The following is an 11,494-nucleotide window of genomic DNA, read 5'->3' on the forward strand; positions in this document are numbered from 1 at the left end:
GCGGAGGCCGGTTTCGTACGCAGGAACGCGGCGATCCCGTACGGATCGTCGCGGACCACGGTGGCGGCGCCCGGCGGGGTGGCGTCGGCGGCCATCGCCGCGATCGAGCGGGTGGGCCCGGCGCCGGCGGAGCACTGCACGCCGTGCAGCGCGAGCAGGCACAGCCGTAGGACGGCGACCAGCCCCTCAACGTCGCGGCCCCAGTACGTCAGGGCCCCGGTGAGATCGACGTAGGCGGACCAGTCGGCGGGCAGGGGTTCGACGCGGGAGCTGATGCCGTCGACGACCGTGAGCAGCTGCCCGTACAGTTCCTCGGTCCGTTCGGCGGGGTGGAAGTGGATCCGCAGGATCGCGCGCGGCCGCGACCGGCTGGTGGTGTTCATCCGGTGCTCCCGGGGCTGCGGTGGCCGAAGCGGGTGAGGTCGGCCGACCGGGTTCCGGCGGGCTGGAGGTCGCTCCACGGGTGCAGCCGGGCTCCCGCGGTTCCATCGGGGATCGTCCGCCCGGCCACGGACGCGGGTTGGGCGGGTGTGGGGGAGGGGTCCTGGCCCAGGAGGTCGAGGACTGCCTGCGGCCCGTGGGTCGCGCGGGCGGTCGCGAGTTCGTCGAGGTCCCAGGCCATCTGGCCGACGACGGTGCGCCGGGGGCCGCGGGCTTCGACGGTGCCCCGGACCAGGAGTAGCCCGTGGTGGAAGACCGTGTGCGCGCACCGCTCGTGGGAGTCCTCGAAGAAGGCGAGGTCGACGAGACCGCTGCCGTCTTCGAGGGTGACGAAGATGATGCGCTTGCCGGAGGCGATGGGCGGGGTCTGTGTGGAGGCGCGGACGCCGGCGACCAGGACGCGTTGCCCGGGGTGCATCGCCTGCAGGTGCTTGGCGTCGGTCGCGCCGATCTCGCGCAGGAGGCGGTGGTGGTCTTCCATGAGGTGGCGCGTCACGTCGATCTTGAGGACGCCGAGCTCGGCGTCGAGGCGTTCGCGGGCGGTCATCTCCCGCAGCCCGGACGATCCGGCGGCGTGCGGGGTGGTGGCGAGCGGCAGCTGCCCGGCCCCCGGGCGGGTGCGGGTTTGGCGGTGGAGCTCGGTGGCCTGAAGCAGCAGGTCCCGCCGGGATGCCTCGCCCTTGACCCGGTCGAGGGCGCCGATGCTGATGAGGCGTTCGACGGTGGGGAGCTTGGGGTGGGCGCGGGCGTGGAAGTCCTGCAGCGAGGTGTAGGGCTGGCCCTCGGCGATACGGGCAACCTCTTCCTCGGAGATGCCGTGGACCGTGGACAGGGAGATCCGCACTCCCCACCCCGATCCGGTCCGCTCGACCGCGTACTGGGCCTGGGAGGCGTTGATGTCGACGGGCAGGACGGGCACGTCGTGGCGGCGGGCATCCGCGGCCAGGACGCGGGCAGGCCAGAGCCCCGGGTCGTGCTCCAGCAGTCCCGCGTACAGGGCGGCCGGGTGGTGGGCCTTCAGCCACGCCGACTGCACCGCGGGCACCGCGAACGCCACTGCGTGGGCCCGGCAGAACCCGTATGCCCCGAACTCCTTGATCACGTCCCAGACTTCGTCGATGACCTGCGGGGTGTAGCGGCCGCTCGCGGTCGCGGCCCGACGGAACCAGGTCTCGAAGGCGGGGAGCCGGTCGGGGTTGGCCAGGGCGCGGCGGGCGACGTCGCCGGCGGCCCGGTCGCAGCCCGTCATGCGGGCCAGGATCGCGATGATCTGCTCGTGCCAGATGACGACGCCGCCGGTGTCGTCGAGGATCGGGACGAGGTCGGGGTGGGGGTAGTGCGGGGTGCCGCCGTGGCGGGCGGCGATGAACCGTGCGGGCATACCCCCCGCGACCGGCCCCGGCCGGAACAGGCTGATGTCGGCGATGATGTCCTGCAGATGCCGCGGCTGAAGCCGGGAAATCAGGTCGAGCTGCCCGGAAGACTCGATTTGGAAGCAGCCCAGGCAATCTGCCGCGCGGATCAGCTCGAAGGTCTTCTGGTCGTTGAGGTCGACGTGGTCGGGGCTGTCGAGGTCGAGCTGCCGCCCGGTCGTGCGGCGGATCTCGGAGACGGCGTGCGCCATCGCCGACTGCATCCGCACACCGAGGACGTCCAACTTGAGCAGCCCGTACCCCTCCAGCTCGACGTCCTCCTTGTCGGCCTGGAGCATCGGGTAGCCGCCCGGGGTCGGCTGGACGGGCACCCGATCGAGCAGGGCGGTGCTGGAGAGGATGACGCCGCACGGGTGCATCGCGTACCCGCGGGGCAGAGCGTCGAGGCCCTCCGCGAGTTCCCACAGCAGCCCGTACTCGCCCGCCCGGGCGGCGAGGTCGCGCAGCTCGGGCAGCTCGGCGAGAGCGGAGCGGATGTCCCGGGCCCGGATGTGTGGGAAGGATTTCGCGACCTTGTCGATCTGCTGCGGTGGCATCCCCAGCGCCAGTCCCGTATCGCGGAGGGCGTGCCGGGCCCGGTAAGTCTCCGGCATCCCCGTCACCGCCACCCGGGATTTGCCGAACCGTTCGAAGATCCTGTCGTAGACCTCCAGTCGGCGGGCGGACTCCACGTCCAGGTCGATGTCCGGGAGGCTCGTGCGCCGCTCGGCCAGGAACCGCTCGAACAGCAGCCGGTGCTCCAGCGGGTTGGCCGTCGCGACGAACAGGCTGTGGTTCACCATCGACCCCGCGCCGGAGCCGCGCGCGGCGACGCGGATACCCATGGCCCGTACGTCCGCGACGACCTGTGCCACCGCGAGGAAGTAGCCCTCGTAGCCGAGCCGCCCGATCACCCCGAGCTCGTACGCCAGCTGCTGGGACGCCCGGGCGTCGCGGTCCAGGCCGCGGGCGGTCATCCCCGCCTCGCACCGCTGCCGTAGCAGCCGCATCGCGTCACCCGGTCCGGTGCCGGCGCCGACGGCCTGCGGCTCGGGGAAGTGCGGGCGGCCCATCCCGAGGTCACCGGCCGGGTCGACGCGGCAGCTGTCGGCGGTCGCGTCGGTTTCGGCGAGCAGTGCGACGGCCCGCTCCGGCCCTGCGCCGGCGGCTTCGGCGATCCGCCCGGCGATCCCGGCCATGGCGTCGGGGCCCTTGAGCCAGCGCTCCCCGCCGTCCAGGACCCGGCGGTCGATCGGGCGCAGCAGGCGGGCGGCGTCCAGGACGTCGGCGATCCGGTGCTGGCCGGGGTCGGCGTAGCGGACCGCGTGGGACACGACTACCGGCACCTGGTGCTCGTCGCCGAGCTGGAGGGTGCGGGCGGCCAGGCGCAGGGAACCGGGGCCGGTGCCCTGCCGGCCCAGCCACACCGCCTCCAGGCGCAGCCCCACCCCGGCGACCGCCCGCCACGGCTCCAGCAGACGCCCGGCGATGTCCGGACGCCCGGCCGACAGCGCCCGCACCGGCTCGGAGACCGGCCCGAGCATCACGATCACATCCTCACCCGACACGTGCTCCTCCAGAACCGTCCACCCGACTACCGGTACTCCGTCCAACGGCTGGGCGTGCGCGGCCGACACGATCCGGCACAGCCGCGCCCACCCCGCCCGATTTCGGGCCAGAAGGGTGACGCGGTGCTCCGCCTCGGCGACGTGGGCTCCGCCCCGTACCGGCGTTCGGCGGCGGGGTGTGGGGGAGGCGTCCGGGGCGTGCGGGGCGACGGCAAGATCGACGCCGAACAGGGGGCGCACCCCTGCCGCCGCAGCAGCGGTCGCGAAGCGAACAGTTCCAGCCACCGTGTCCCGGTCGGTCAGGGCAAGGGTTCCGATGCCGCGCTCGGCGGCACGCGCGACCAGTTCATGCGGGTGAGAGGCCCCGAACCGGGCGGAATACCCGCTCGCGACATGCAGCTGGACACCTCCGCCCATCACGCACCTCCGCCAGAAAACCCCCAAATCACCCTTAGCTCAATGTCTGAATAATACCGAACATTTATTCGAACATGCCAGGGGTCGAGATCCCGTCCCGCTCCTGACTGCGAGCTCTGCCCTCCCGGACCGCGCTGTCGGTGGGGGCGTCTAGGTTGATCCGCAAGATCGCTGGCGGATCTCGCCGGGGATATGCGGAACGCTTGTAGGAGGCTCGCCGTGCGCTGGTGGGACAGGAAGCCCGGGGAGAGGGCCCAGTGGATGCTGGAACCCTTGGTGGGGGTCGGGCCGTTGCGCTTCGGAATGAACCCAGACGAGGTGGCATCCGCCCTGGACGGAGCGGTTGCCTATGTCTCGCAGGGGCTGGGCGGAGGGATGGGCTGGGGCCGTTACACGGACTGGGGCGTAACCGCGGTCTACGGCAAGGACAACAATCTGGTCGCCGTAGCGGTCGACGCGATGGACGGGCCGCTGGTGCGCCTGGGAGACATCGACCTCATAGCTCGGCCGCCGTCGCAAGTGCGCGCGGAGCTTCAGCAGCTCGCCTGCCGGGAGAACGTCTCTGTGTGCGTGAACTGGAGCGGCGATCCTGAGATCGAGGCGTGGGGGATCTCTATGGGCGCGGCGCAGGAGCGGGGACTGACGGCGGAGGGTCCCGAGGGGGATGTGCAGCGGTTGGACACGATGGTCACCGAGGTGCTGCTGGTTGGTCCCGAGCTCGCGAAGAACCCGTTCGAGTCGGGGCCGGTCAGCCAGTGGCACGACGTCCGCGACGAGCCGCCGCACCCGGGGACATGGCCCGTCCGGGCTGAGCAGGAACGGCAGCGCTGGGACTGGACACCGCTGAAGAGCGTCGGTCCGCTCAGGTTCGGCATGAAGCCACAGGAAGTGGCTGCTGCTCTGGGCGAGGAACCGACGAGCCGTCATGGCCGGTATTCCTTCGGATCGCCATGGGAAGGCCTGGGCCAGTGGATCCTGACCGAGGACCGTTTCGACCACGTGGGCGTGAGCGCCCACTACGCCAGCGGCTTCAGCTGGCCCCCTGCTCTCGGCGCCGTCACCATTGACGGGCGGACCGGCCCGCAGGTCGAGTTCGCGGGCATCCAGCTGATCGGCAGGACCGTTACAACCGTGGACACCGCCCTGACCCACCACGTCGAGGAGCGCGATCTCGGCCTGGTGATCGGCTGTGGTGGCGATCTCGGGGTCGACGGCCTCAACATGTTCGTACGGTCCACCCGTGCCGGAGACCTCCTGGTGAGTGGGGCCCGGTTCTGCCAGGAAGAGTGGGAGGACCACGGCTGATCTGTGACGTGCCACAGTGCGCTGACCTGGCAAGACGCGCACATGGAAACTGGATTTCCCTGGGGATCTACACCAACCGGCGACTTGAGGTTTGTGATCGCGGGATCCCCTTGTACGTCCGGGCTGGCTCTGTTTACGTTGCAGCGCGGGGCCGTGGCCGGCGTCGGCCACGACATACCGCGCGGGCGCCACGCGGCGCTGGCGGCGGAGGTGCGGGCGCTACCGAAAGGCATTGGACTAACTAACCGTTCACCCGCTGAGGCGGTGAGGTGAGGGACCGTTTCGGCTGACCCGGGGCCCTACTGCTGTGGCGATTGGGCCTTTCAGGGTGCTGCACAGCACAACTCTGTTGCACGGGCAGCCCTGTTGGTCAAGCACCGGAACTCAGCCCCGGCCCCCCGGTCCCGGCGCTATCGTGGTACCGACGCCACTACGTGACTGCCCGGGAGGCCCCGATGACCGATCAGCCGACCCGTGCCGGGCATCAGCTTGATCCCACGGCCGTCGCCGGGCTCAAGGCGCGCGCCGAACGCACACGCTCTGACGCTGACCGGTACGCCGCCGTCCTAGAGGACATCGCTTCCAACGGCCTGCCCTCGGTAGAGGACTGTACGCCGTGGGAGGAGTTGCGCGAGGCCCAGCTCGTCCGCCTCGCAGCGCAGCGCCCGGCCGTCGCCTAATGGCCCGACAGCGCGCCCGCATCGCGTTCAGCGACGCCGCCGCGAAACAGGTGGAGGCCATTACCTCCGAGGCAGAGGTTCACGCCCTGGACCGCGCCCTGGTCGTCATCTCCGTGGACCCAGAGGCGGGGGAACTGCTGCCCGGCGAACCGGTCAACCCGAGGCTGCGTGAGTACACCGACACCGTCGAGCGCGTACGCCTCCTGTACTGGACCAGCAGCTTGGGCACCGTGATCGTTGTCGCCTACATCGAGGTCTAGGAGCACCTCAGGTGGTGTCGCCCTGCCACTCCCACCGGCCGGGGTCGTCGCGGGGTGCGTAGTCGGGCCGGCTGCCGGGCCCGTACGCCCCGTGAGGGCTGATCAGCAGCGCACCGTCGGCCCACTGGCGGGCGTGAAGTCGGTGACGTCCAGGAGCTGCCCGTCGAGTGGGATGAGGTTTGTGGTGACGAGCCCGTCGCCGGCCGGGGGAGACCGGGTGCAGCGTGGAGAACTGCTCGGCGGCCACCACCAGGGCTCGACCTTCGGGGCGGCCCCGCAGGAAAGGGGGCCGAGTGCACGAGTCCTTGCCCCCGAACACGCGGGCCTGCACATGGTCCGGCACACCACCCGCGTCACCGCCGCCACCCAACACCGCGACTCCGTCGTCCTGGAGCTGCACGAGCTCTCGAACAGGACAGCTGATGACAACCCACACCCTGCGCCGACTGCAGCGACTTGCCCTGTGCACATGCGCTGCACCCCTCTCGTCCACCAGCGCCGTGGCCCACCCCGCACCTGCCCGGAACTGCACCCCGGCCCGGCGGGGAACGGTTCCTGGCCGGCATACCGGGCCCCGAGCCCCGGAAGACCGTTGAGCGGTCGCTGCCCCGCCCGGAAGCACGCTGAGCTCAGGCCAACAGAGGGCAGCACTTTTCGTTCCGTGCAGGGTTGTCAGTCGCTTGAGTCGCTGACTGGTCAGCGACTCAAGCCGAGCGACTGGGCATTCCTTCGGTCGCTCCGTCACAAGAGGAAGAAACCGCAGCTCAGAAGCGCGTAGTACAGCGAGCAGCGACTGAAGCGACCAGACCTAGGCATATATCAAGACCTCCTGTGCGCGCGTGTGCGTCATATATAGAGAGCTTCAGTCGCTTGAGTCGCTGTCACTGCAGTGCCATGCCCCTGATCTGCTGCTTTCCGGAACACCGCGCGCAGCGACCGAAGCCCCCAGTCGCTGCGCATCTGTTTCAGTCGCTGGTCCAGTGGCACCCCCAGATAGCTCACTGACTGGAGACGCGCCCTTTCCGTCACGGCAGCGCCAGCAGCGCGCGCTAATTCGCTAAGGTGTGTTTGTTGTTCAGTCGCTTCGGTCGCTAAGAGGGGGTGCATATGCCTGCTGACCTGCGCATTTCCCCCAGCGACTCACGGGATGAAGGCTCGCTTCCTTCAGTCGCTGACGTGCCACTCGCTACGGCGAGGTGGTGCGCCCGCCAGGGGTGGCCGGTCCACCCCCTGGCTCCCGGCCGTAAGACTCCTGCGGCCAACTGTCAATCCTGTCGGCAGCCTGGCCACTCTCATGCGGGATGCGTCTGCCCTGCCGAGGGTCGCTGGTGCCATAGTTTTCACGCGGCAACGCTGGACCAGCGCCGTATCGACCGCTGGTGGGGTGGCAACCCCCAGTTCGGTACCGGTGTGGCCTGTGGCCCGGCAGGCCTCGTCGTGATCGACATCGACGCCCATGCGACGAAACCCCCCAGCCGCGACAGGATCCTGCCGGGTATCCCCATCAGCGACCAGGTCAACCTCACCGGTCTCACCAACGGCTTCCACACCATCGCCGTGCTTGCGGCCCTGCGCGACATGCCCAGCCCGGCAGAGGACGCGAACACACTGCGGGTACAGACACCGTCCGGAGGGCTCCACGTCTGGTACCGGGCAGGAGACAACCGACGGTGGCAGTGTTCCAGTGGCTCCAGTCCAGGGCGTGCTCTGGCATGGCAGGTAGATGTCCGGGCCCACGGTGGCTACATCGTCGCGCCCGGCACCACCACGACCGCCGGGACCTACACACCGCTGGGCACCGGGCGGCGTCCTGCCGTTCTCCCCGACTGGCTGGCCCAGGAACTCGAACGCACCGGCCACCTGCCCGCCCTGGACGTTCCAGCCCCCCGCGCAGTGCCCCCGAGAGCGCAGCAGGCCGTCATCGCTGCGGGCGGCGGCCGCAACCGCACCCACGACATCCTCGCCTCCGTGCTCGCGCCGGTCGAAGCCTGCGGCCAAGTCGCTGACGGAGCCGGGTTCTCCGACACGCTCAACCGCGCCGCCTACACCCTCGGCGGCCTCGTCGCCGCGAGCCGTCTCTCCCAGAAGGAAGCCGAGGACATCCTCCTGCAAACGGCGGCCGCCGCCCGCCCGGGGCAGGAACGCCGGGCCGAACAGATCATCCGCAGCGGCATGGCCGCCGGGCTCAAGCGCCCCCTGTACCCCGGGAGCGGCCGATGACATCCCCCGGCAACGACAACACGCTCTTCCAGTTCGACCCGCAACTCGTCGCCGCACAGATCCGACAACAAGCCCCCCTGCCACTGCCCGCCCAAGCCCTGGCTCCCCCCGTACCAGCTACCTCCGGGGAAGCGACTCAGCATGGGCTCCTGCCGGATACCCTCACCGACCGCGGAAACGCCAAGCTCTTCGTCAAGCTCTACGCCAACGACTACCGGCATGTCCCCGGCATGGGCTGGTACAGGTGGGACACCACCCGCTGGCAGATCGACGAGGACGACACCGTCGTCTGGGCTGCCGGCGACCTCGCCGAAAGCATCGCCTCGAACGATCCCCGCGGCCTCTACACCACCCAGGCCCTCCAGCAGCACCGACGCCGAGCGCTCTCCACCACCGGCATGAACGCCATGCTCACCCAGGCCAAATCAGCCCCAGGCATGGTCCTCAACGCCGCACGCCTCGACGCCGACGCCTACGCCCTGTGCACCCCCGACGGCATCGTCGATCTCCGCACCGGCCTGCTGAAGACCCCGGACCCGAACAAGGACTTCCACTCCCGCTCCACCTCCGTCGGCCCCCGCCCCAGTCCGACCCCACGATGGAACCGCTTCCTGACCGACACCTTCGGCGACGACGCCGAAGGCACCGAGATGATCGAGTTTCTTCAACTCCTCCTCGGCTACTCCGTCACCGGCGACGTCGGAGGACAAGTCCTGCCCTTCCTCTTCGGCTCAGGAAAGAACGGCAAGTCCGTCCTCCTCGACGTCCTCATGAAACTCCTCGGCGACTACGCGGACGCCGCCCCGCCCGGCTTCCTCATGGCCCGCCCCTACGAAGGGCACCCCACCGACCTAGCCGAGCTCCACGGACGGCGCGTCATCGTCTGCTCCGAGGTCAAGCACGGGGACAAGTTCGACGAGGCCAGGGTCAAGCTCCTCACCGGTGGAGACCGCATCAAGGCCCGCCGGATGCGCCAGGACTTCTTCAGCTTCCAGCCCACCCACAAGCTCTGGCTCCTGGGCAACCACCGCCCCGAGGTCGGCACCGGCGGATTCGCGTTCTGGCGCCGCATGCGCCTGATCCCCTTCACCCGCGTCGTCTCCGACGACCGCAAGATCGACAACCTCGCGGACATCCTCGTCACCGAAGAAGGCCCCGGGATCCTCGGCTGGCTCATCGACGGCGCCCGCCGCTACCTCGCCGGCAACAAAGACCTCACCGGCCCCGAACGCGTCCGCATCGCCACCACCGCATACGCCGAGACCGAGGACCACACAGGCCGCTTCTTCGAGGAATGCTGCACCCTCGGCCCCGAACTGAGGGCCGAACAGACCGGCCTCTACGCCGCCTACCGCACCTGGTGCCAGGAAGAAGGAGCCCCGGCCATGACCTCACGCGCCTTCGCCGCCCGCGCCCGAGAACTCGCCGGCCTGGCTTCCCCGAAAGAAATGATCCTGTCCAACCAGCGCAAGTACTACCCGGGCATCGGACTGCTCCCCGAGCAGGAGAGGCAGGCGAACGCATGAGCTCCCTGATCACCGAGGACGAGATCAGCCACGAGATCGAACTCGTCTGGCTCGAAGAAACCACCGACCTCGACTACGTCCGCCAGAGCCTGGACCGCCTGCCCACCCGCCGCGGGAAACCCCCCTACCACCGCGACGGCCGAATGATCGGCTACGCCCTGCTGAGCCCCCGAGCCAAAGCCTCCCGCTCCTCAGGAACCTTCCGCCGACGCGTCTTCTGGCTCCTCCCGCACGACCGCGACACCCAACCCCAAGGCCTCTACGCCACCGGCGCCCCCGCCGAAGCCGTCGACCCCCGCACCCTCGCAGCCGGTATCAAGGGCTTCAAAACCGAGCGATCCGAAGGGGGCCCGCCCTCCAGCGCCATGCAGGAACTCGGCATAACCCTCCCGCTCTGACACAGTCTGCATCCTCGGCAACGAGAGGCTCACCGCCGAAGCCCGAGCCGACCAGGACAGCGGCAAACTTGACCGCCTGGTCCATGTGCAGCGGGCACGAGGCCGCAGAACTTCACGGGGTACGTCGGTGGATCTCAGCTCAGTGATCATCGCTGTCGCAGGTGTCGCAGGAACCCTGGGAGGGGCGCTCCTCACCCAGCGCGGCTCCCAGCGAGCGAAGCGCCTGGAGATAGAACTCGTTCGAGACCATGAGGAGGCCCGCGAGGCCCGTTCGCTGCGACGCACCTGCTATGCGGAACTCAACCGGGATGCCCGGCAGTTCACCACCGCACTCAACCGCCACCTGCACGTCATGAGGGAGCGCGGCGTGGAGGAGGCCAACAGCGACGCACTCGAGGAAGCGAAGAACGCGCACCGCGATCGATACTCTGAAGCACAGATGATCGCCCCCGAAGAAGTACTCAGGCGAGCGAGCGTCGTCAACCAGGCCCTGAATAGGGTCTACGGGCAGGTCAAGCGCCTCGAACGCGGTGCTCCTGAACCAGGCGAAACGATGGAGACCGCGGCCCAGGCCCAGTACGAGGTCTGGGAGATGCTCCGGACTATGAGAACCGCTATGCGCCACGACCTCGGTATCTCGCACGAGGATTGAGAGCTGGTGTCGGCGTCCCGTCCCTATCTCCTGCAGGGATCAAGTAGGCAACCAGCTCCAGCAGAGGGCGGCGACGACCTGCGCCTGCAGTCCGGGTCTGAAGACAGTGCCGTCGTGTGCTGCCCCGAACAGCGGTGACGTCCGCTGGCTGTGTCCTCCAGGCGTCGCACAGCCTCATCGCCGCTTGCGGCGTCACGTGCCGTCGGTTGTCCGGCAAGCGATGCACACGGTTTCCTGCCCGTTCCTTCACCAGAGAGTCACAGGTCTCGATAGTCTCCCTGGACGCTCTATTCGCACCATTGAGGGGGGACTCCTCATGCATGTCCGTCATGCCCTGACCGCTGCCGCTACCGCTGCTTCGGTCCTCGCTCTCGGCCTCGCGGCCGCCGCCCCGGCCCAGGCTGCCGAGTACTCCTCGGCCCTGAAGATCAAGGGTGTCCAGTACGACGCTCCCGGCTCCGACTCCAACAAGTGCTCCGGCGGCAACACGAAGCACGAGTACCTGACGATCAAGAACTACTCGCGCACCGCGACCGTGAACCTCAGGGGCTACGTCGTCAAGGACGCCGTCGGCAACAAGTTCACCTTCCCGGCGACCCACAAGCTGCAGCCCGG

General features: G+C 69.3%; 9 protein-coding genes and 1 pseudogene. 8 read left to right on the plus strand and 2 right to left on the minus strand.

Features of this window, described 5'->3' with window-relative positions:
* A pseudogene (locus IE134_RS33720) lies at positions 1–383 on the minus strand (hypothetical protein); the annotation flags it as partial.
* Entirely contained in the window at positions 380–3,838 is a 3,459-nt protein-coding gene (locus tag IE134_RS33725) for a DNA polymerase III subunit alpha (RefSeq protein WP_189432800.1), read from the minus strand. The pseudogene IE134_RS33720 and the gene IE134_RS33725, both read right to left, overlap by 4 nt.
* A gap of 261 nt (positions 3,839–4,099) precedes the next feature.
* On the opposite strand from IE134_RS33725, the gene IE134_RS33730 reads away from it, so the two are divergent.
* From IE134_RS33730 to IE134_RS33765, 8 genes are all read left to right on the plus strand, one after another.
* Positions 4,100–5,143 (plus strand): hypothetical protein, encoded by a 1,044-nt coding sequence (locus IE134_RS33730; RefSeq protein WP_189432802.1) that lies wholly within the window; start codon positions 4,100–4,102, stop codon positions 5,141–5,143.
* Between the two features lie 455 nt (positions 5,144–5,598).
* A complete protein-coding gene (locus IE134_RS33735) occupies positions 5,599–5,823 on the plus strand; it encodes a hypothetical protein (RefSeq protein ID WP_189432804.1) in 225 nt (74 codons plus the stop codon).
* Complete coding sequence (locus IE134_RS33740) at positions 5,823–6,083, plus strand: hypothetical protein (RefSeq protein ID WP_189432806.1); 261 nt, start codon at positions 5,823–5,825, stop codon at positions 6,081–6,083. Before IE134_RS33735 ends, IE134_RS33740 begins: the two co-directional genes overlap by 1 nt.
* A gap of 1,107 nt (positions 6,084–7,190) precedes the next feature.
* Positions 7,191–8,303, plus strand: a complete 1,113-nt coding sequence (locus tag IE134_RS33745; RefSeq protein WP_229823850.1) for a bifunctional DNA primase/polymerase — start codon at positions 7,191–7,193, stop codon at positions 8,301–8,303.
* On the plus strand, positions 8,300–9,829 hold the full coding sequence (locus tag IE134_RS33750) for a DNA primase family protein (RefSeq protein ID WP_189432809.1): 1,530 nt from the start codon (positions 8,300–8,302) through the stop codon (positions 9,827–9,829). Before IE134_RS33745 ends, IE134_RS33750 begins: the two co-directional genes overlap by 4 nt.
* A complete protein-coding gene (locus IE134_RS33755) occupies positions 9,826–10,227 on the plus strand; it encodes a DUF6009 family protein (RefSeq protein WP_189432812.1) in 402 nt (133 codons plus the stop codon). Before IE134_RS33750 ends, IE134_RS33755 begins: the two co-directional genes overlap by 4 nt.
* A 142-nt stretch (positions 10,228–10,369) precedes the next feature.
* The gene (locus IE134_RS33760) at positions 10,370–10,879 is read left to right on the plus strand and encodes a hypothetical protein (RefSeq protein ID WP_229823851.1); all 510 of its coding nucleotides are present in this window, start codon (positions 10,370–10,372) and stop codon (positions 10,877–10,879) included.
* 316 nt (positions 10,880–11,195) lie between these two features.
* The coding region (locus tag IE134_RS33765) for a lamin tail domain-containing protein (protein WP_189432813.1) at positions 11,196–11,494 on the plus strand (299 nt) is incomplete at its 3' end.

This window comes from Streptomyces rubiginosohelvolus, assembly GCF_014649875.1.
Classification (GTDB): domain Bacteria; phylum Actinomycetota; class Actinomycetes; order Streptomycetales; family Streptomycetaceae; genus Streptomyces; species Streptomyces rubiginosohelvolus.

Excerpts from the sequence above, each read along its gene's own strand:
- IE134_RS33725 (WP_189432800.1), bottom strand. The coding sequence starts at position 3,838 with ATGGGCGGAGGTGTCCAGCTGCATGTCGCGAGCGGGTATTCCGCCCGG.
- IE134_RS33730 (WP_189432802.1), top strand. The coding sequence starts at position 4,100 with ATGCTGGAACCCTTGGTGGGGGTCGGGCCGTTGCGCTTCGGAATGAAC.
- IE134_RS33735 (WP_189432804.1), top strand. The coding sequence starts at position 5,599 with ATGACCGATCAGCCGACCCGTGCCGGGCATCAGCTTGATCCCACGGCC.
- IE134_RS33740 (WP_189432806.1), top strand. The coding sequence starts at position 5,823 with ATGGCCCGACAGCGCGCCCGCATCGCGTTCAGCGACGCCGCCGCGAAA.
- IE134_RS33745 (WP_229823850.1), top strand. The coding sequence starts at position 7,191 with ATGCCTGCTGACCTGCGCATTTCCCCCAGCGACTCACGGGATGAAGGC.
- IE134_RS33750 (WP_189432809.1), top strand. The coding sequence starts at position 8,300 with ATGACATCCCCCGGCAACGACAACACGCTCTTCCAGTTCGACCCGCAA.
- IE134_RS33755 (WP_189432812.1), top strand. The coding sequence starts at position 9,826 with ATGAGCTCCCTGATCACCGAGGACGAGATCAGCCACGAGATCGAACTC.